Genomic DNA, 17,884 nt, shown 5'->3' with positions numbered 1-17,884 from the left:
GGCTAGTCCGAAACGAGATGTTGGAACGCCTGCAGGTTCGCCAGCGACTCCCCGCGGGACACCCGCCACGCCCACTCGCGGCGGATCGCGTCGGCGAACCCGATCTCGAGCAACGGGTTGAAGTCGCCGTCCGCCGCCTCCAGCACCTGGCCCAGCACGCGGTCCAGCTCGTCCGCCGTCACAGCGTGCTTGCCGACCCGTCCGACCAGGTAGATGTCACCCTCGGCGTCGATCGTGTAGTGCACGCCGTACAGCCGTGCGTTGCGACGCAGCAGGAACCGGTAGACGTCCTCGAACGACTGGTCCGGCCGTCGGCACACGAACGCCTCGACCAGCAGCGCGTGCGTCGTCTCGACCAGCCACACGTTGGTCTGCAGCTTCTTGGTGCCCGGCAGCGTCACGAAGAACTTGCCCTCCTCGCGACGGTCGTACTTCAGCTCTCGTTCGTCCAAGAAAGCCTTGATGACACTGTCGACGCTCAAGCGAAAACCTCCCGGCGGAACACCTCTGCCGCCTCTTGGTACCCCGTGAGCAGGGCATCAGTCGTGCGGTCCCACGAGAAGCGTCGCGCATGGCCCACGGCGTTGCTCGCCAGGTGCTCCCGCTGCGGCAGCGCCACCCCGCTGATCGCCGCGGCCCACTCACCGGGCTCGTGCCCGTGGACCAGCACACCGGACATCCCGTCGTTGACCGCGACCGGCAGCCCGCCGACCGCCGCCGCGACCACCGGCGTCCCGCACGCCTGGGCCTCCAGCGCCACCAGCCCGAACGACTCGTTGTGGCTCGGCACGGCGACCAGGTCCGCTGCCCGGTAGACCTCCGCGAGCGACGGCCCCGGCTGCGGCGGCAGGAAGCGCACCACGTCCGCGATCCCGAGCCGCACGGCCAGTTCCTCCAGTGCCTTCGGCCGTTCGGTGCCGCTGCCGGACGGCCCGCCGACGATCAGCACGACCAGCCGCGACCGCAGGCCGGGATCGCGCACGAGCATCTCCGCGGCGGCGCGCAGCAGCACGTCGGGAGCCTTCAACGGCTGGATGCGGCCGACGAACGCGAGCACGACCGCGTCCTGCGCGATGCCGAACCGCTCACGGGCTTTGCGCTGGTCACCGGGCGTGAACCGGTCGAGGTCCACACCGGGCGGCACGACGGCGACCTTGGACGCGTCGGCGTCGTAGAGCTTGATCAGTTCGCCGGCCTCGATGTCGGTGTTGGCCACCAGCCGGTCCGACTCGGCGACGACCTGCTCCTCGCCAATCACGCGCATCCGCGGCTCGGGGGCGTCGCCCTCGGCCAGCGCCAGGTTCTTCACCTTGGCCAGCGTGTGCGCGGTGTGCACGAGTGGCACGCCCCACCGTTCGCGCGCGAGCCAGCCGACCTGGCCGGACAGCCAGTAGTGCGAGTGGATCGCGTCGTAGTAGCCCGGTTCGTGCCGTGCCTCGGCGCGCAGGACACCCGCCGTGAACGCGCAGAGCTGGCCGGGCAGCTCCTCCTTGCCCAGCCCCTCGAACGGTCCGGCGGCGACGTGCCGGACGCGCACGCCCGGCGCCAGTTCGGCCACCGGCGGCAGCTCCGACGACGTCGCGCGCGTGAAGATCTCCACCTCGACACCGCGCTGAGCCATCCGGGTGGCCGTCTGCACGATGTAGACGTTCATCCCGCCCGCGTCGCCCGTGCCGGGCTGCTCCAGGGGCGAGGTGTGGACCGAGAGCACCGCTACGCGCTTCATCGGACCACCCGCGCCAGGTCGGCGGCGAACCGCGCGGGCTGCTCCAGGAAGGGCGCGTGCGCGGTGTCGGGGTACAGGCTCAACTCGGCTCCGGGGATCAGGGCGGCGGAGTACTCGGCGGCCGCGGGAACGACCACCTCGTCTTGAGTTCCGTGCACGACCAGGGTCGGCACGTCTACGGCCTTCAACACGCCGGCGCTGCCCACATCCCTGCGGAACAGCTCCCCTCGCACTTTATGGCTCACGGAGGTGGCGGCGGCTGTGAGTTCGCTGACCGTCGCAGCGGGTAGCGCGGGGGCCATGGCCTGGCAGAACTCCGCCAGCACGGCGTCGTCGGTGATCGCGCCGGGCAGTGCGGCCCGCATCACGGGGCCGGTGGCGCCGCCGGGGCGGCCGCGGCCGATCTCGGTGATGGCGCTCACGAACACCAGCGCGTCGATCAGCTCGGTGCCGTGGAAGCGCAGATAGTCGGCGATCACGAGGCCGCCGTAGGACCACCCGGCGACGGTCGCGGGGCCGGTGTGGTCGAGCACGGCCCTGAGGTCCGCGGCCCAGTGGGCGGAGTCGCGGTAGTCGCCGAAATCGTCCGACTCGCCGTGTCCGCGCAGGTCGACGGCGTAGGTGTGGAAGTCGGGGAGGTCCCAGACAGCGCCCGTCTGCGCCCAGCCGTGGATGAGGACGACAGGTGGCGCGCCGGGCGGACCTGCCTCACGGACGGCCAGTCGTCCCCCGCCGGCCGCCGTCACGTGTGTCAGTTGCACACACGTTACGAACGACCTGGTCGGGGGCCGCGTTCCCGGACGGGCTGGCTACTGGATGGCGGACTTGGCCTTCCACTGCTGCCAGGAGAGCTGCCAGTCGTACCAGTCGAACTGCGCCGGCAGCGTCGTGATGGAACCGGTCACCTCGACCGGGTCACCGACGAGCGCCGAGTCGTAGTACGCCTTCGCGTCGGCTTCCAGCAGGTTCGCGCAGCCGTGCGAGGTGTTGTTCTTGCCGATGTTGCCCGCGTTGTCGTTGTTCTCGTGGATGAACTCGCCGTGGTTGGAGAACCGGACGGCCCACTTCTTCACGACGTTGGTGTAGCCGTAGCGCGGGTTGTCGAACGACCAGGTGTCGTGCTTCGACATGACCACGAACGTGCCGTTCGGCGTCGTCAGCTCGGGGTCGGCGTCCTTGCCGAAGGAGGCCGGGTACGAGGCGACCTGCTGGCCGTCGCGCAGGACCACGAGCTGGTGCGTCGGGTTGTCGATCTTCACGACCTGGTTGCGGCCGATGGTGAAGTCGCTCGTCACGTCGGCCTTGCCGAACGCGCCGCCGCCGTAGTTCACGCCGTAGAGCTTCGCCTCGACCTTGATCGTGGTGTTCGCCGGCCAGTACTTCTCCGGCCGGTAGTGCACTTCCTGGGCGCTGAGCCAGGCCCACGAGCCCTGGACGTTCGCCGAGTTGGTGACCTTGAGGGCCTTCTCGACGGTCGCCTTGTCCTGGACCGGCGCCTCGAACTTGACCATGATCGGCGCCGCGACGCCGACAGTCATGTTGTCGCCGGGCCAGAGCGTCGCGCGGGTCTGCGAGCCGGGCGCGACGGTGGTGAACGAACCCTTGAGCTCGACCGGCTTGCCGTCGGTTCCGACGACCTTGCCGGAGAAGCTGTAGGTTTTGCCGTAGCCCAGGGGCTCGGCGGTCGTCCAGCCCGACCTGTCCTCGGTAAGGGTGCCCTTGATCTCCTTGCCCTCGGGCGACTTCACGGCGACGGACTCGATCTTGCCGTCCACCACCGTGACCTGGACCGGGGCCGTGACCTGCACGTCCTTGGTTCCGTCGATCGGCGACAGGGTCACCTTCGCGGACGGCAGCGAACTGTCCGCCTTGGGGCTTCCCGTCTCGACACTCGAGCATCCGGTCAGCAGCGTCAGCCCGACGACCAGCGCGGCAAGTGTTCTCTTCACGGTTTCGACCTCCCACCATCAGGACGTCCGACACGACCGGGTGGTGCGAGTGATGTCGGTCACACACCCTTCGGCCGCCTACGATCGAGGTCGTGAATCGACCTGTCGCAGTTGTGACCGGAGCTAGCGCGGGCATCGGCGAGGCCACCGCGCGGCGGCTGGCCGCCGAGGGCTTCCACGTCGTGCTCGGCGCACGTCGTCTGGACCTTCTCCACGTTATCGCGAAGGAAATCGACGGAACGGCCATCGAGTTGGACGTCACCGACGAGGCCTCCGTCACCGCCTTCGCCGACCGGGTACCCGAGGCGCGGGTGCTCGTGAACAACGCGGGTGGCGCGCGCGGGCTCTCGACCGTCGCCGAGGGCAGCCCCGAGGAGTGGCGCTGGATGTGGGAGGCGAACGTCCTCGGCACCCTGCTGGTGACCAAGGCGTTCATCCCGAAGCTGGTCGCGTCCGGGGACGGGCACATCGTCTCTGTGACGTCCATCGCGGCGTACGAGGCCTACGACAACGGCTCGGGCTACACGAGCGCCAAGCACGCCCAGTCGGCGCTGCACCGCACGCTGAGGGGCGAGCTGCTGGGTCAGCCGGTGCGGGTCACCGAGATCCAGCCGGGCATGGTCGAGACGGACTTCTCGGCGAACCGGTTCGGTGGTGACACCGAGCGCGCGGCCAAGGTCTACGAGGGCCTCACGCCACTGACGGCCGACGACGTGGCGGACGTGATCTCGTTCGCCGTCACCCGGCCCTCGCACGTGAACCTGGACACGATCGTGCTCAAGCCGCGGGCGCAGGCCTCCGCGACTCGGGCACACCGGGAGTGAGCAGTTCCACGTCGAGCTGACGCAGCACGGCGTCGACGGGGTTCGCGTATCCCGTCGACGCCGAGCCGGCGACGTACAGGCCCACGACCCGGTTGTCGGCGTCGACCAGCACCGCGCCGCTGTCGCCGTGGTCGCCGAAGCGTTCCGACGAGTACACGCGGATCTGGTCGCGCAACGTCCGGACGCCGATCCCGTCGCCGAAGTCGAGCCGGACGGTCGCGTCCGTCGAGGTGATCACGCCGTAGGTGAGCTCGGTGGTGCGGCCGCGTTTGCGGACGGTCGAGCCGACGACCGCCCGCGCGCTGCCGGTGATCGCGCCGACGTCGAGCACCTCCGCGCGGAACGGCCGCGCGCCCATCCGCAGGCCCGCCGCCGACACGGCGCCGGCGAGTGCCGCGCGGTCCAGCACCGCCACCTGGTCCACGCAGGGCACGCCACCGTCCACTCTGGACGGATGCACGAACTCGTCGCCCACCGACCACGAGTCGTCGACGCAGCCGACGTGGAAAGCGGTGAGCCCCAACACTTTTCGCTCGGCGTCCCTGGTCACCGCGAACGCGCCGAGCGTGCCGGCGATCACGTACTCGCCGGCCTTCCGCACCTCCGGCGGCACGACCCGGAACGACCGTGCCGGCCCGATGCCGATGCCACCGCGCAACACCGGATGCCGTTCGGCCACAACGGGTTGCTCGGCCGCGTCGCGGGAGATCCTGGCCCGGTGCAGCACGATCGACTCGGCGACCACGTCCGTCGGCACACCGCCGACCTCGGCCGGGATCTGCCGCGGCTGCTCGGGTCCCTTGGCGCACACGTAGACCACGATCGCGGCCCGGCCCGTCGGGCGTCCGCCGGTGACCTTCTCCCCGATGTCGACGCCGATCACGCCCGGCCGGGTCAGGAACTCGTCCTCGACCATGCGTTTGACCGGCCTGATGACCTCGCGCGCGTTGTCGTCGAGGTAGCTCATGGCGACCTCCGTTTCACCCCTACCTCAATGAAACACTCCCGGTAGCGGCTGGTCACATAGAGTCACTCGAACAGACCTACAGCTGCACGCCCACGAAGACCGGTTCCGGGTGCAGCTCCACGCCGAACGCCGCCCGCACGCCGTCGCGCACCTCTCGCGCCAGGTCGAGCAGGTCCTCGGTCGAGGCGCCGCCGCGGTTGGTCAGGGCCAGCGTGTGCTTGCCGGACAACGACACCCGGCCGCCCGGACCCTGGTGGCCCTTGCGGAACCCGGCCCGCTCGATCAGCCACGCGGCGGAGAGCTTCCTGTGGCCGTGGCCCGCGGGGTAGCTCGGCACGTCGACGTCGGCGCCGAGGCGTTCGGCGATGCGGATCAGCACGCCGCTGAAGGTCGAGTCGTCGATGATCGGGTTGGTGAAGAACGAGCCCGCGCTCCACGTGTCGTGGTCGGCGGGGTCGAGCACCATGCCCTTGCCGCGGCGCAGTTCCAGCACGGCCTTGCGGGCCGCGTCCGCCGGAACCCGATCACCTTGCGCCACACCGAGAACGCGCGCCAGCTCTCCGTAGCGGATCGGTGCCGACATCCCACCGGCGGTGAGCGAGAACCGGGTGCGCAGCACGACCGCGCTGTCCGTGCCCTTGAGCACGCTGGTGCGGTAGTCGAGGCCCAGCTTGGCGGCGGGCACCTGGTGCACCTTGCCGCTGCGCCGGTCGAGAAGATCCACCGACTGCAGCACCTGGGAGATCTCGACGCCGTACGCGCCGACGTTCTGCACGGGCGTGGCACCGTTGAGGCCGGGGATGCCGGAGAGGCATTCGAGACCGCCGAGGCCCTGCGCGACCGCCTCGGCGACGACCGCGTCCCACTCCTCGCCCGCCTCGACGGTGAACTGGACGATGCCGCCGCCCAGCGGGTCGAGCCGGAAACCCTTGGTGGCGACGTGCACGACGGTGCCGTCGAAGCCGCCGTCGGAGATCACGAGGTTCGAGCCGCCACCGAGCACGAGGACCTTCTCGTCGGCGGCGGCGTCGGCTGTTCGCACGGCTTCGACCAGCTCAGCGGCGGTCGTGGCGTGGACGAACCGCGCGGCCGGCCCACCGAGTCGGAGCGTGGTGCGCTCGGCCAGAGGTACGGACTGCGTGGTGGTCACAGACGTCAACGGTAGCCTCCGCGACATGGCACGCCGCATCGAGCACCACACCACGTCACCCCATTCGGCGGAGAAGGTCTTCGGCGCGATGGTCGACGAGACCTATCTGCGGGACAGGCTGGCCGCGATCGGCGGTACGAACGCCGAGCTCGTGTCGTTCGACTCGACAGAGGAACGCACGTCGTACCAGCTCAAGCAGGGTGTTCCCGCCGAGCACCTGCCGTCGGCGGTCAAGGCGGCACTCGGTGGCGACCTGGTGATCCAGCGCACGGAGACCTGGGCCGCCGGCGCCGGCACGGTCGAGGTGGCGGTCGGCGGCGTGCCCGGCCGGCTCGAGGGCTCGTTCACCGTGCTGGGCAACGGCTCCGGCTCCAGGACCACCCTCACCGGCGAGGTCAAGGTGAGCATCCCGCTGCTGGGCGGCAAGCTGGAGAAGCTGATCGCCGAGCAGGTCGCCGTGCTGCTCGACAAGGAGAGCGAGTTCACGTCGGAATGGCTCGCAAACCGCGGCTAGCGGCCGGGCGGGCCCGTGCGCTCGGCCTGCCGACGCGCGGCACCACCAACCCGAACCGCCTGCGCCGGGTCGACCGGTGGATGACCGGGACGCTGCGCTCGTTCCTGCTGGACTCCACCGATCCGCTGGTGGTCGACCTCGGTTACGGCGCGACGCCGATCACGACCGTGGAGATGGCCTCCAGGCTGCGGGTCGTCCGTCCGGACGTGCGCGTGCTCGGGCTGGAGATCGACGCCGACCGGGTCGAGGCGGGCAAGGCGGTGGCCGACCCGCCGTGGCTGGACTTCCGGCGCGGCGGCTTCGAGCTCGCCGGTGCGCGGCCGGCGTTGTTGCGCGCGTTCAACGTGCTGCGCCAGTACACCGAGGAGCAGGCGTTCGAGGCGTGGGACACGATGCTGTCGCGGATGGCTCCCGGCGGGCTGGTCGTCGAGGGCACCTGTGACGAGATCGGCCGCCGGTGCACGTGGGTGACGCTGTCCGCGGCCGGGCCGCAGACGTTCACGCTGGCGTGCAAGCCGTCCGGGATCGAGGTGCCGTCGGACCTGGCCGAGCGGCTGCCGAAGGCGTTGATCCACAAGAACGTGCCGGGTGAGCGCGTGCACGCGTTGCTGACCGAGCTGGACGCGTGCTGGGCCACCGCGGCGCCGTTCGCGCCGTTCGGGCCTCGGGCGCGGTGGGTGGAGTCGGCGCGGTTGCTGCGCGAGCGCGGCTGGCCGTTGCTCGACGACCGGCGGCGCTGGCGGCTGGGCGAAATCACGCTCGAATGGGCGGCCGTCGCGCCTTAGGGTGGGTCCGTGGACTTCGTCGCTCAAGTCGAGACCCAGGCATCGTTGTTGCGTTCGGCCGCTCTGCTGGCAGGCCCGGACGCCCCGATCCCGACCTGTCCTAAGTGGACGGTGCTGGACCTGGTGCGGCACATGGCCGAGGTGCACACCTGGGCGGCCGAGGCCGTCGTCACCGCACCCGACGACGGCCGGCCCGCGTGGCCGCAGGCGCCCCAGGACTGGGACGAGGCACTGGCCTGGTGGGACACCGGGACGTCCCTCCTCGTCGCACGGCTGCGCGAGACGTCGCCGGACAGTCCTTCCTGGACGTTCCAGGGTCCGCGGCGCGCCGGCTTCTGGGCACGCAGGCAGGCCCACGAGACGTCGATCCACCGCCTCGACGCCGAGCTCGCGACCGGGCACGAACCGCCGACGCTGCTGTTCGACTCGGAGTTCGCCGCCGACGGCGTCGACGAGTTCCTCACCGTGATGGCGCCCCGCCAGCTGGAGCGGGGCAAGGTCATCGAGGCGACGGGCAAGCTGCTGGTGCACGCCGCCGACGCGGGCCGCACGTGGGAGGTCTGGCTCGCACCCGGCGAGCCACTGGTCGTGACGGGCGTGCTCGACTCCGCCGTCGACGCCGACGCCACCCTCGCCGGCACCGCGGACGCGGTCTACCGCGCGCTGTGGAGCCGCCCGGGTCACGCGATCGTGTCCGGCGACGAGTCGCTGTTGGCGGCGCTGCCCAGGGCGTGAATACTTCTGCGGCGTGTCATCGCCTGAACGTCGCTATGTGATCACCTTCGGCTGCCCGGACCGCACCGGCATCATCGCGAGGATCTCGTCGTTCCTCGCGGACAACGGCGGCTGGATCGTCGAGGCCGCGTACCACACCGACCCGGAGACGGGCTGGTTCTTCACCCGCCAGGAGGTCCGCGCGGACTCGCTGCCGTTCGGCGCGGACGAGCTGCGCACCCGCTTCGCCGAGGTGGCGGCCTCGCTGGGCGCGCAGTCGACGTGGACGGTGACGGACACGGGCTCCCGCAAGCGCGTGGTCATCCTGGTGTCCCGCGAGGGCCACTGCCTCTACGACCTGCTGGCCCGCGTCGCGACCGGCGAGCTCGACGTCGAGGTGTCCGCCGTCGTCGGCAACCACCCGGAGCTCGGTGACATCACGCGCGCCCACGGCATCCCGTTCCACCACGTGCCGTTCCCGGTGAACGACCCGGAGGGCAAGCAGGCGGCGTTCGCCCAGCTGCGGCTGCTCGTGGAGAAGCACGACCCGCACGCCGTGGTGCTGGCCCGCTTCATGCAGATCCTGCCGCCGGAGCTGTGCGCGGCCTGGTCCGGCCGCGCGATCAACATCCACCACAGCTTCCTGCCGTCGTTCATCGGCGCGCGCCCGTACCACCAGGCACATCGCCGCGGCGTGAAGCTGGTCGGCGCCACGTGCCACTACGTCACCGCCGACCTCGACGCCGGGCCGATCATCGAGCAGGACGTGCTGCGCGTGCACCACGGCGACTCGGTGGCGGACATGGTGCGCAAGGGCCGTGACATCGAGAAGGTCGTGCTGGCGCGCGGGCTGCGGTGGCACCTGGAGGACCGCGTGCTGGTGCACGGCAACCAGACGGTGATCTTCTAGCGCTTCAAGGTCTCGGGGGAGAGACGCGTTGACGGAGAACGAGAACAACCGCGGGTGGCACTGGCTGCTGCCCGTCAGCCTGGTCGCCGACGTCTCGGCGGTCGTGACCGTGCTGTCCGGATCGGCGTCGACGGCGGCGCTGGTGATCGGCGTCGTGGCACTGCTGATCGGCGCGGGCCTGGTCGTCGCGAAGATCGGCAAGCCGGTGGACAGGGTGGTCCTGCTGGCGCTCGTCGGGATCATCGCGGGCACGGCGGCGGTCACCGTCGTCACCACCCGTGCCCTGACGGACGTGCCCGGCCAGGCCTCGGGTGCGACCACGTCCAGCCCCGTCACCACCACGGGCAGCCCTGTCACTACCACGCAGGCCACGACGACTCCGCCCACGACGTCGCAGCAGACCGGCGGCGTCAAGCGGAAGAGCGAGGATAAGCCGGTCCAGCTCACGCAGGGCTACGGGGTGGACCTCGACTCGGCGGAGCTGAACTGGGGTTCGGCGCGAACGGGGTCACCGGACGCGGCCAGGCACGACCTGAAGTACGACGGTTCGTACCTCTGGGCGGCCGCGGACCTCGCGCCGGCCAAGGCGGACGCGACCGTCGAGGACTGCATCAGGGCGGGCTACAAGCGTTACGCGAAATACGAGGAAGTCGTTCCCGACGCCGTCTTCTGCGTGAAGACCAACAGCAACTCGTTCGCCCGCGTGCGGCTCGCCAGCGTCGACTCGGGTGACCTGCTCCAACTGGACGTCCTCGTGTGGGCACCGCAGGACTAGGGCCGGTATCGAAGTCCCGTTCGATGAGAGTCGCCCAGCTATCGCGAACATGGACTTCGATACCGGCCCTAGCGACCTGGGTCGAGTTCGCCCGCTTCCGAACGCGGCCCGTACTTGCGCTCCATCTCCACCACGTCGCCGAGCTCGAACTCGACATTGGACTTCAGCAGCTCGGCACCGGAGGCCTCGGCGAAGCGCGCGGTGAAGTCGACGTCGCGGCCCGTGCCGGTCCAGTAGTCGCGCTTCACGATCTCGAGCGCCCGGTCGGCGGTGGCCTCGTCGCGGACGGTCGCGGTGACGATGATGCGTTGCCGGTAGTCGACGTCCGACCTGTGCTCGACGACCACGTCGGAGACGCCGTCCTCGGCGTTGAGGTCGGCGGTGATGCGGTCGGCCAGGTCCTCGACGGTGGAGTCCGAGGTCCCGCACCCGGCGAGCAGCAGGGCGAGCGCGACGAGCAGGAGGCGCCTCATCCGCCCGGCCTCGTCGGACGGGGGCCGAAGCGGTGCTCGAGCTCGGGGCCCAGGTCGACGTCGCCCTCGCGCACCGGCTTGCCGGAGTCGCGCTCGTCCGCGTACGGCGGGTCGTCGGTCGAGTAGATGACGTAGCGGGCCGGGCAGTCCTTCCAGGTGCCCCGCCAGCAGCCGCGGCGGGCGATCTGCACGAGTTCGTCGACGACGTCGTCGGAGATCGCGTCGGCCTTCACCATCACCTGCAGGATCAGCCGGTCGTCCGCGTCGAGGCCGTGGGTGTACTCGAACTGCGCGGCGGCGACCTCCTGGCGTTGCTCCCAGTCGGCCACGACCTGCTTGCCGATGGCGTTGAGCTGCGGGTCGAAGCCCTCGAGCAGGCCGCAGCCGGCCAGCAGCACGAGCAGCGGAAGCAGTCTGAACACGGCGGACCCCACACCGGGATCTTGTCAGGGGCCCGGCCGTGCGTGTCAGGCGGACTCAGATTCCGGCCGCCGCGTCGAGCAGCCACCCGGCGTCGACGGACCGCCCGTCCGGCAGTTCGACGCCGAGCATCAGGCCACGGCCGGAGGCGATGACACGGGCAGCGCGGCCCGCGGCCGCTCGTCGAAATGGCGAGCGAACCTCAGTTCCCACCACCACATTCGGATTGCGCGGCCCGCCGGTTCGCCTGGGGCATAGGCTTTTCCGCGTGCGGATCGAAATCACCGACCTCGACCAGCTGCGGGCAGCCCCTGACCTGCGCAAAGCCGTCATCATCGGGCTGGACCTCACTCGCGAGGACGTGCGGGTGCCACTGGACGGCGCGATGCTGCTCGGCTGCACCCTCAGCGAGACCATGCAGCGCCGGGCGGAGGCCGCGGGCGCGTTGATCTTCCCGGTGATCCCCGACCTGCCCTACGACGTCTACCGCTCGTCGCTCTACACGCCGCGGGAGCTGTTCGCGGGCTTCGACCCAGCGAACCCGAAGTCGTACGCGGACACCCCGGACGCCGAGATCTACCGGCACAGCAGACAGCAGGGTCACCACCCGGACGCGTTGCACGCGCTGGCCGAGCGCCTGCACGACCACTCGATCACCGAGGCCCTCGACGAGGCGCTGACGGGCTCGCCGGTCGCGGTCATGGGCGGCCACGCGCTGGCCCGTGGCTCGGCCGGCTACCGCAACGCCGTCGAGCTCGGCGCCGCGCTGGGCAGGGCCGGTTTCACCGTGCTGACCGGCGGCGGGCCGGGCGCGATGGAGGCCGTACCGCTGGGCGTCCGGCTCGGCGAGGCGAACTCCGACGTGCTCGACGCGATCGCGCAGGTCCCGGGCTTCGGCCACGACGACGAGTCGATCGGCCGGTGGCTGGCCGTGTTCCCGGAGATCCCCAGCTTCGAGACGCCGCGCACGATCGGCATCCCGACCTGGTTCTACGGCCACGAGCCGCCCAACCCGGCCTGCGAGGTGCACGCCAAGTACTTCGCGAACTCGGTGCGCGAGGAAGGCCTGCTGACCGTCGCGACCGGCGGCATCGTCTACACGCCGGGCAAGGCGGGCACGGTCCAGGAGGTCTTCCAGGACTTCACGCAGAACTACTACGGCAGCGTCGGCCCGGCCGCGCCCATGATCTTCCTGGGCAAGGACTTCTGGACCGACGAGGTCCCGGCCGCGCCGCTGGTGCGCAAGCTCGCGGCGGGCCGGAAGGCGGAGCAGTGGATCCTCGTCACCGACGACGTGGACGAGGCGATCGAGCTACTGCTCAAGTACACGGGCTAGATCTGGGAGGACCTCGGCACCGGCGAGCTTCATCAGCACGTCACCCGGGATGAGGATCTTGCTGCCGCGGATGCCGCTGCCCACGACCAGTTCCGGGGCGGCGGCCACCTCGGGCGAGACGAGGATCGGCCAGTCCGCGGGCACGCCGACGGGCGTGATGCCGCCGTACTCCATGCCGGTCAGCGCGACGGCCTCGTCCATCGGCGCGAACGACGCCTTGCGCGCGTCGAGCCGCCTGCGGACGACGCCGTTCACGTCCGCGCGCATGGTCGCCAGCACCATGCAGGCCGCGTAACGGATCTCGCCGCCGCGCTTGCCCGCGACGACCACGCAGTTCGCGGAGGCTTCGAGGGGCGAGCCGTAGTGCGCGCAGAACTCGGCGGTGTCGGCGAGCGTGGGGTCGATCTCCGCCACCGCGACGCGGTCGGCGCCGTCCAGCGTCTTCAGCGCCGCCGCGACCGGTTCGGGCACGAGGTCGAGGCGAGACAACACGGGCACGGGTTTCAACGATCCAGCGATAGTCCACACGCCCCCATTGTCACTCCACGACCAACGCCACCCGTCCCGCCCCGTTCGGATGGCACGCGGGGGCCCCGCGTGCCCCAGTGGGAAACGCGGGGCCCCCGCGTTTCCCACAAAGTCGCGTTGACATTGACGCTGCGTCAACCTTTACCGTCGTTGGTGAGCGCGAAGGGGGAACCGAGATGGCCTGGTCGATCGCCCAGGTGGCCCGGATGTCGAAGGTGACGTCCAGGACGCTGCGGCACTACGACTCGATCGGGCTGCTGCCGCCGGCCTGGGTCGGCGACAACGGTTACCGCTACTACGAGAAGGAACAGGTGCACCGCCTGCAGCAGATCCTGCTGCTGCGCGAGCTGGGCCTGGGCCTCGACGTGGTGGCGGAGATGTTGAACGGCTCGGACCAGCTGACGGTCCTGCGCAACCACCACCGGTGGCTGCAGGACGAGAAGCAACGGCTGGACCGGCTCGCCAACACCGTCGCGCGAACTATCCAGGAACTGGAAGGTGGGGACGAGATGAAGATGGAAGAGCTGTTCGACGGCTTCGACGCGCAGAAGCAGGAGCGGCACGAGGCCGAGCTCGTCGAACGCTACGGCGAGGGCATCAAGGAGCACCTCGCCGAGAGCAGGAAGAAGCTGAAGACGTGGACGCGTGCCGACGCGGACCAGTTCATGGCCGAATGGCGGGACATCGCCCAGAAGCTCGGTGGGCTGTTCACGGCCGGTAAGGCGATCGACGCTCCGGAAACGCAGGAGCTGATCGACCGCCACTACCACTGGATCTGCCTGAGCTGGACGCCGAACCAGGAGTCGTACAAGGGCCTCGGTGACCTCTACGTCGACTCGGACGAGTTCCGGGCCAACTTCGAGGTCGACGGCGGCGGCAACATGGCCGAGTGGACCCGTGACGCCATGGCCCACTACGCCGAGACGCGCCTCTAGGACCGGTGCGGGAGCTGCAGATCCCGCATCACCCCAGCTCGAAGGCCTTCAGGGCCTCCCGGTTGAACGCCGGCAGGTCGTCGGGGTTACGGGACGTCACGAGCTTCCACCCGTTCATGTCGCACACCCGGACCTCCTGGTCCGCCCAGTCACCGCCCGCGTTGCGGATGTCGGTCCGCAGGCTCGGGAACGAGGTCAGCATCTTGCCCCGCACGACGTCGGCCTCGACCAGCAACCACGGTCCGTGGCAGATCGACGCGATCGGCTTGCCCGCCGCGACCAAGGCCTTCACCAGCGCGACGGCGTCGGCGTCCATGCGCAGGAAGTCCGCGTTCGCCACGCCACCGGGAATCACGGCGCCGTCGTAGTCGTCCGCGCTCGCGTCGGCGAAGGTCGTGTCGACGGGGAACGAGTCGGCGGGCGTGAGGTGGTTGAACCCGCGGACCTCACCGAGCTTCGGCGCGAGCAGGCGCGGCATCCCGCCGGCCTTCTCGACGTGCGCCCACGGGTCGGTGAGCTCGACCTGCTCGATGCCCTCCGTGTCGACCATGAATGCGATCTTCTTCTGTTCAGCCATGCACTTCGGCTACCCGGCGAAGAACTCGACCAATCGATGCCGGACCTCGGCACGGTGGGTGATCATCGGCGCGGCCGAGTCGACCAGCCACAAGTCACCGTTCGGGAACGCCGCGGCTGTCGCCTTCGCCACGTCCTCGGGGTGCAGCGGGTCGCCGACCGCCCCGATGACCAGCACCGGAGCCGTCACGGCCGCCAACGACGAGGCGTCGGCGACGGCGACCTGGCCGGGCAGCTGGTCGGCGGCGGCGGTCAGCCTCTGCAACGCCTGCCGCCGCTCTGCGACGTAGCCGGGCGGCCCGGTGGTCAGGTCCGCGAGCTGCCGCAACGTGAAGGAATGCCGCGGCTGGTCCAGCACCGCGGGCAGCAGCAGCGCCACGCGCCGGAACCGATCGGGTTCCGCGGACAGCAGCCGCACCAGCGCACCGGCGCCGAGCGAGACGCCGACGGCGTGGTCGGCGGGAACGGTTGCCAGGTCGGCCGCGATCCGGCCGTAGTCCCAGTACCCGGCGGGTGCGTCCGGAGCGTCCCCGTGCGACGGCAGCGTCACGACGACACGGGTGCCGGGCAGCCCGGAGGCGGGGATCCGCGCCTCGCCGGGCGTGGCGCCGAGCCCGTGGGCGACCAGCGTCACCGGTGAGCCGGAGCCGTACGAGCGGGTGATCACCAGCGGGGGCCGCGCTGGATCTCGATGAGCTTCGGCCGCACGTCCACCATGTACACGAGCACCGCGATGAGGCCGGCCAGCCAGAAGATCGACCCGACTCCGCCGGGGCCGAACAGCAGCAACGCCGCCGCGCCACCGCCGGTGATACCCAGCCAGGCGGGCTTGGTCATGCGTTCGATCGCGTTGTACGCGTCGACGCGCTGGGTCAGCGCATGGAAGAACGCGAACAGCCCCAGGATGCTGAACCCGAGGTCGAACACGAAGTACACGACGGTGTCGAGGTACCAGATGCTGAAGATCGGGATTTGGAACACGCACTCAGACTACGTGGACGTACGACGGGAGGGGAGCAGCCCTCTCGGACTGCTCCCCTCCCGGTGGACTTCAGCGCGTCACTTGGCGGTGTTCGGCGTGGTCTTCTTCGCGGCGGCACCGGTGGTGGTGCTGCGGGTCGTCGTCGCCGGCTTGCGCGGGGCCGTGCGGGCGGCGGTCTTGCGGGTGGTGCTGCGCACCTCGTGCGCGGCCTCGCCACCGACCTCGACGATCTCCTCGGCGAGCTTCTCAGCGGCGCCCTCGACCTCGTGGGCGACCTTCTCGCCGACCGAACGGGTGCGGCGGGTCACCTTGCCGAGGACGTCGTCCGCGATCACGCGGGCGTCGGCGGCAGCGGTGCCGGCGCGCTTCTGGGCGGCCTCGACGGCCTGCTCGACCTGCTCGACGGCCTGCTTGACCTGCGGCTGGGCCTTGATCTGCTCCAGCGTCTGCTCGCCCTGATCGGCGAGGTAGCTGTACAGGTTCACCGCGGAGGTGGTGTAGGCGTCGACCAGCTTCTTGAGCTCGGCCGGCTGCAGCTTGTCGCGCAGGTCGCCCAGCTCGGTCGGGAGGTCCTTGGCCTGGGTGCGGGCCTCTTCGGCGCGCTCCTTGGCCTTGTTCAGCGCTTCGACGACGGCCTTGGCGGCGAGGTCACCGGCACCGAGTGCGGCGAGCAGCGCCTGGCGTGCGGCGTGGGCGCCCTGCTCGGCGGCCTTGCGGACGTCGTCCTGGGTGAGCTTCGGCATGGGGATCAGTCCTCCTGGTTGTTGGCGGAGTTCTCCCGCCTGAAAGATTCGTAAACGTCGAGCAGCACCTGCTTCTGCCGCTCGGTCAGATCGGTCGCGGCGACGATGGCGTCCGCCAGCGCACCGCCTTCGCGCTGCTGGAGGATCCCGGCCTCGACGTAGAGCACCTCGGCCGAGATGCGCAGCCCCTTGGCGATCTGCTGGAGGATCTCCGCGCTGGGCTTGCGCAGTCCCCGCTCGATCTGACTGAGGTAGGGGTTGGAGACACCCGCCTGCTTCGCCAACTCCCGCAAGGAGATCTTGGCGGTGTTGCGCTGCTCGCGGATGTACTCACCGATGTTGCGGCCGAGGTCCGCGACTGCCTTGTCGATGGACTTGTCCACTGTTCCCGCTCCCGTTCCTCGTGCCACCGACCACGTTAGCGACGAGTGCTAGCAGTTGCAAGCACCCTGCTAGCAACTGCTGCGTGTGCTCCGCCACAGCGATACCGTGGAGGTGCCATGGACGACGCCGAGGCCCTGCGAGCCGAGCTGACGGACCACCTGCTCGGCGACGGCGTGCTGCACGATTCCAAGTGGCTCAAGGCTTTCCGGGCGGTGCCGCGGCACGAGTTCCTGCCGCGCTTCTACCGCCAGCGGGCCGGCGGCGAGTGGGAACCGCTCACCGCCGAGCACCCGGACTGGCTCGTGCTCGTCTACGCCGACCGCGTCTGGGTTACCCAGTTCGACGGCGACGACACGGTGACCGGCGGCACACCGACCTGTTCGTCGAGCATGCCCACGATCATGGCGATCATGCTGGAGGCACTGGACGTCCACACCGGACAGACGGTGCTCGAGGTGGGTACCGGCACCGGCTACAACGCGGCCTTGCTCTGCCACGCAATGGGTTCGGAGAACGTGACCACGATCGACGTCGACCCGAACCTCTCCCGTCGAGCACGGGAACGCCTGCACAGCAACGGTTTCTTCCCGACCTGCGTGGCGGGCGACGGCGCGTTGGGCCATCCGGGCCGCGCGCCGTACGACCGCTTGCTGGCCACCTGCTCGGTCGCGACCATCCCGCCCGCCTGGCTGGAGCAGGTGCGGCCCGGCGGCCTGGTGGTCACGACGTTGCACCGCCCGATCGGCGCCGGGCTCGTCCTCGTCGTGTCGAACGGCGACGGCACCGGGGAGGGCCGCGTGCTCACCGAAGACGGGCGCTTCATGCCGTTGCGCGCCCACGCCCGCCGTCCCGCACCGGCGGGAGCGGGATCGTTCGACCGCCGCACCACCACGTTGCCGCTGAACACCGTCATCGATCCGGCGAGCCCGTTCGAGTTCTTCGCGGGCATCGCGCTGCCGGGTGTGGCGGCGGGACGGGACTGGCTGGCGCACCCGGACGGTTCCTGGGTGCACCACCACGGCTCGCACGTCGACCAGGGCGGTCCGCGGCGCCTGTGGGACACCGCGGAAGAGGCCGTCGTCGACTGGCGCGACCTGGGCGAACCCCGCCGCCAGGACTTCGGGATCACCGTCGGCGCCGACGGCCAGTTCCTGACCCTGGGCGACCTCAGGTGGCCACTGTGATCAACAACC

Annotated in this window: 24 protein-coding genes; 9 read left to right on the top strand and 15 right to left on the bottom strand. The window is 70.3% G+C overall.

Annotation, left to right across the window (positions count from 1 at the left end):
- Window positions 1-2: 2 nt before the first annotated feature.
- From ACRSBM_RS42505 to ACRSBM_RS42490, 4 genes are read right to left on the bottom strand one after another with little or no spacing between them, the layout of a single operon-like run.
- Window positions 3-482: a YbjN domain-containing protein gene (locus tag ACRSBM_RS42505; RefSeq protein WP_434452519.1), complete on the bottom strand. Its 480-nt coding sequence runs from the start codon at window positions 480-482 to the stop codon at window positions 3-5.
- Window positions 479-1,726 carry a D-inositol-3-phosphate glycosyltransferase gene (gene mshA / locus ACRSBM_RS42500; RefSeq protein WP_434452517.1) on the bottom strand — a complete coding sequence of 416 codons (1,248 nt, stop codon included), beginning with the start codon at window positions 1,724-1,726 and terminating at the stop codon, window positions 479-481. The genes ACRSBM_RS42505 and mshA overlap by 4 nt, the downstream gene beginning before the upstream one ends.
- Complete coding sequence (locus ACRSBM_RS42495; RefSeq protein ID WP_434452515.1) at window positions 1,723-2,487, bottom strand: alpha/beta fold hydrolase; 765 nt, start codon at window positions 2,485-2,487, stop codon at window positions 1,723-1,725. The genes mshA and ACRSBM_RS42495 overlap by 4 nt, the downstream gene beginning before the upstream one ends.
- A 48-nt stretch (window positions 2,488-2,535) precedes the next feature.
- Window positions 2,536-3,675: a L,D-transpeptidase gene (locus ACRSBM_RS42490; RefSeq protein ID WP_434452512.1), complete on the bottom strand. Its 1,140-nt coding sequence runs from the start codon at window positions 3,673-3,675 to the stop codon at window positions 2,536-2,538.
- 92 nt (window positions 3,676-3,767) lie between these two features.
- Here ACRSBM_RS42490 and ACRSBM_RS42485 point away from each other — a divergent pair, with 92 nt between their 5' ends.
- Complete coding sequence (locus ACRSBM_RS42485) at window positions 3,768-4,499, top strand: SDR family oxidoreductase (RefSeq protein ID WP_434452510.1); 732 nt, start codon at window positions 3,768-3,770, stop codon at window positions 4,497-4,499.
- Here the strand turns inward: ACRSBM_RS42485 and ACRSBM_RS42480 are convergent.
- On the bottom strand, window positions 4,453-5,466 hold the full coding sequence (locus ACRSBM_RS42480) for a hypothetical protein (protein ID WP_434452508.1): 1,014 nt from the start codon (window positions 5,464-5,466) through the stop codon (window positions 4,453-4,455). The two genes, ACRSBM_RS42485 and ACRSBM_RS42480, sit on opposite strands and share 47 nt — an antisense overlap.
- Window positions 5,467-5,542: 76 nt before the next feature.
- Window positions 5,543-6,643 carry a UDP-N-acetylmuramate dehydrogenase gene (locus tag ACRSBM_RS42475; protein ID WP_434452507.1) on the bottom strand — a complete coding sequence of 367 codons (1,101 nt, stop codon included), beginning with the start codon at window positions 6,641-6,643 and terminating at the stop codon, window positions 5,543-5,545.
- Between ACRSBM_RS42475 and ACRSBM_RS42470 the strand changes: the two genes are divergently transcribed.
- The 5 genes from ACRSBM_RS42470 to ACRSBM_RS42450 are packed head-to-tail and all read left to right on the top strand — an operon-like array spanning window position 6,642 to window position 10,314.
- A complete protein-coding gene (locus tag ACRSBM_RS42470) occupies window positions 6,642-7,130 on the top strand; it encodes a DUF2505 domain-containing protein (RefSeq protein WP_434452505.1) in 489 nt (162 codons plus the stop codon). The genes ACRSBM_RS42475 and ACRSBM_RS42470 overlap by 2 nt on opposite strands.
- Window positions 7,109-7,915, top strand: coding sequence for a class I SAM-dependent methyltransferase (locus ACRSBM_RS42465; RefSeq protein WP_434452504.1), 807 nt, complete (start codon window positions 7,109-7,111; stop codon window positions 7,913-7,915). Before ACRSBM_RS42470 ends, ACRSBM_RS42465 begins: the two co-directional genes overlap by 22 nt.
- Before the next feature lie 9 nt (window positions 7,916-7,924).
- Complete coding sequence (locus tag ACRSBM_RS42460; protein WP_434452502.1) at window positions 7,925-8,650, top strand: maleylpyruvate isomerase family mycothiol-dependent enzyme; 726 nt, start codon at window positions 7,925-7,927, stop codon at window positions 8,648-8,650.
- 37 nt (window positions 8,651-8,687) lie between these two features.
- On the top strand, window positions 8,688-9,539 hold the full coding sequence (gene purU, locus ACRSBM_RS42455; protein WP_434452500.1) for a formyltetrahydrofolate deformylase: 852 nt from the start codon (window positions 8,688-8,690) through the stop codon (window positions 9,537-9,539).
- Window positions 9,540-9,567: 28 nt separating this feature from the next.
- Complete coding sequence (locus ACRSBM_RS42450; RefSeq protein WP_434452498.1) at window positions 9,568-10,314, top strand: hypothetical protein; 747 nt, start codon at window positions 9,568-9,570, stop codon at window positions 10,312-10,314.
- Between the two features lie 68 nt (window positions 10,315-10,382).
- On the opposite strand, the gene ACRSBM_RS42445 is transcribed toward ACRSBM_RS42450, so the two are convergent.
- Genes ACRSBM_RS42445 through ACRSBM_RS42435 form a run of 3 tightly spaced genes read right to left on the bottom strand, consistent with a single transcriptional unit; the run spans window position 10,383 to window position 11,420 of the window.
- On the bottom strand, window positions 10,383-10,787 hold the full coding sequence (locus tag ACRSBM_RS42445) for a hypothetical protein (protein ID WP_434452496.1): 405 nt from the start codon (window positions 10,785-10,787) through the stop codon (window positions 10,383-10,385).
- Window positions 10,784-11,209, bottom strand: a complete 426-nt coding sequence (locus tag ACRSBM_RS42440) for a hypothetical protein (protein ID WP_434452495.1) — start codon at window positions 11,207-11,209, stop codon at window positions 10,784-10,786. The genes ACRSBM_RS42445 and ACRSBM_RS42440 overlap by 4 nt, the downstream gene beginning before the upstream one ends.
- Before the next feature lie 55 nt (window positions 11,210-11,264).
- The gene (locus tag ACRSBM_RS42435) at window positions 11,265-11,420 is read right to left on the bottom strand and encodes a hypothetical protein (RefSeq protein WP_434452493.1); all 156 of its coding nucleotides are present in this window, start codon (window positions 11,418-11,420) and stop codon (window positions 11,265-11,267) included.
- A gap of 55 nt (window positions 11,421-11,475) precedes the next feature.
- Here ACRSBM_RS42435 and ACRSBM_RS42430 point away from each other — a divergent pair, with 55 nt between their 5' ends.
- The gene (locus tag ACRSBM_RS42430; RefSeq protein WP_434452492.1) at window positions 11,476-12,543 is read left to right on the top strand and encodes an LOG family protein; all 1,068 of its coding nucleotides are present in this window, start codon (window positions 11,476-11,478) and stop codon (window positions 12,541-12,543) included.
- Here ACRSBM_RS42430 and ACRSBM_RS42425 read toward each other — a convergent pair.
- Complete coding sequence (locus tag ACRSBM_RS42425; protein WP_434452490.1) at window positions 12,520-13,071, bottom strand: YbaK/EbsC family protein; 552 nt, start codon at window positions 13,069-13,071, stop codon at window positions 12,520-12,522. The two genes, ACRSBM_RS42430 and ACRSBM_RS42425, sit on opposite strands and share 24 nt — an antisense overlap.
- A gap of 176 nt (window positions 13,072-13,247) precedes the next feature.
- On the opposite strand from ACRSBM_RS42425, the gene ACRSBM_RS42420 reads away from it, so the two are divergent.
- On the top strand, window positions 13,248-14,006 hold the full coding sequence (locus ACRSBM_RS42420; protein WP_434452488.1) for a MerR family transcriptional regulator: 759 nt from the start codon (window positions 13,248-13,250) through the stop codon (window positions 14,004-14,006).
- Window positions 14,007-14,034: 28 nt separating this feature from the next.
- Here ACRSBM_RS42420 and ACRSBM_RS42415 read toward each other — a convergent pair whose 3' ends face one another.
- The 5 genes from ACRSBM_RS42415 to ACRSBM_RS42395 all read right to left on the bottom strand — a co-directional run bounded on the left by ACRSBM_RS42415 (window position 14,035) and on the right by ACRSBM_RS42395 (window position 16,690).
- Window positions 14,035-14,583 (bottom strand): type 1 glutamine amidotransferase domain-containing protein, encoded by a 549-nt coding sequence (locus ACRSBM_RS42415; RefSeq protein ID WP_434452487.1) that lies wholly within the window; start codon window positions 14,581-14,583, stop codon window positions 14,035-14,037.
- A gap of 9 nt (window positions 14,584-14,592) precedes the next feature.
- The gene (locus ACRSBM_RS42410) at window positions 14,593-15,249 is read right to left on the bottom strand and encodes an alpha/beta fold hydrolase (RefSeq protein ID WP_434452486.1); all 657 of its coding nucleotides are present in this window, start codon (window positions 15,247-15,249) and stop codon (window positions 14,593-14,595) included.
- The gene (locus ACRSBM_RS42405; RefSeq protein ID WP_434453476.1) at window positions 15,246-15,539 is read right to left on the bottom strand and encodes a DUF2516 family protein; all 294 of its coding nucleotides are present in this window, start codon (window positions 15,537-15,539) and stop codon (window positions 15,246-15,248) included. The genes ACRSBM_RS42410 and ACRSBM_RS42405 overlap by 4 nt, the downstream gene beginning before the upstream one ends.
- Before the next feature lie 102 nt (window positions 15,540-15,641).
- Window positions 15,642-16,307, bottom strand: coding sequence for a hypothetical protein (locus ACRSBM_RS42400; RefSeq protein WP_434452484.1), 666 nt, complete (start codon window positions 16,305-16,307; stop codon window positions 15,642-15,644).
- 5 nt (window positions 16,308-16,312) lie between these two features.
- Complete coding sequence (locus tag ACRSBM_RS42395) at window positions 16,313-16,690, bottom strand: helix-turn-helix domain-containing protein (protein ID WP_434452481.1); 378 nt, start codon at window positions 16,688-16,690, stop codon at window positions 16,313-16,315.
- Between the two features lie 117 nt (window positions 16,691-16,807).
- Between ACRSBM_RS42395 and ACRSBM_RS42390 the strand changes: the two genes are divergently transcribed.
- Window positions 16,808-17,875: a methyltransferase domain-containing protein gene (locus tag ACRSBM_RS42390; RefSeq protein WP_434452478.1), complete on the top strand. Its 1,068-nt coding sequence runs from the start codon at window positions 16,808-16,810 to the stop codon at window positions 17,873-17,875.
- Window positions 17,876-17,884: the final 9 nt, after the last annotated feature.

Origin of the sequence: Lentzea xerophila (genome assembly GCF_051094245.1) — a bacterium.
GTDB classification, from domain to species: Bacteria; Actinomycetota; Actinomycetes; order Mycobacteriales; family Pseudonocardiaceae; genus Lentzea; species Lentzea xerophila.
This window is presented reverse-complemented; position numbering and strand designations above follow the sequence as displayed.

Excerpts from the sequence above, each read along its gene's own strand:
- ACRSBM_RS42470 (WP_434452505.1), top strand. The coding sequence starts at position 6,642 with ATGGCACGCCGCATCGAGCACCACACCACGTCACCCCATTCGGCGGAG.
- ACRSBM_RS42465 (WP_434452504.1), top strand. The coding sequence starts at position 7,109 with ATGGCTCGCAAACCGCGGCTAGCGGCCGGGCGGGCCCGTGCGCTCGGC.
- ACRSBM_RS42415 (WP_434452487.1), bottom strand. The coding sequence starts at position 14,583 with ATGGCTGAACAGAAGAAGATCGCATTCATGGTCGACACGGAGGGCATC.
- ACRSBM_RS42475 (WP_434452507.1), bottom strand. The coding sequence starts at position 6,643 with ATGTCGCGGAGGCTACCGTTGACGTCTGTGACCACCACGCAGTCCGTA.
- mshA (WP_434452517.1), bottom strand. The coding sequence starts at position 1,726 with ATGAAGCGCGTAGCGGTGCTCTCGGTCCACACCTCGCCCCTGGAGCAG.
- ACRSBM_RS42390 (WP_434452478.1), top strand. The coding sequence starts at position 16,808 with ATGGACGACGCCGAGGCCCTGCGAGCCGAGCTGACGGACCACCTGCTC.
- ACRSBM_RS42480 (WP_434452508.1), bottom strand. The coding sequence starts at position 5,466 with ATGAGCTACCTCGACGACAACGCGCGCGAGGTCATCAGGCCGGTCAAA.
- ACRSBM_RS42420 (WP_434452488.1), top strand. The coding sequence starts at position 13,248 with ATGGCCTGGTCGATCGCCCAGGTGGCCCGGATGTCGAAGGTGACGTCC.
- ACRSBM_RS42400 (WP_434452484.1), bottom strand. The coding sequence starts at position 16,307 with ATGCCGAAGCTCACCCAGGACGACGTCCGCAAGGCCGCCGAGCAGGGC.
- ACRSBM_RS42445 (WP_434452496.1), bottom strand. The coding sequence starts at position 10,787 with ATGAGGCGCCTCCTGCTCGTCGCGCTCGCCCTGCTGCTCGCCGGGTGC.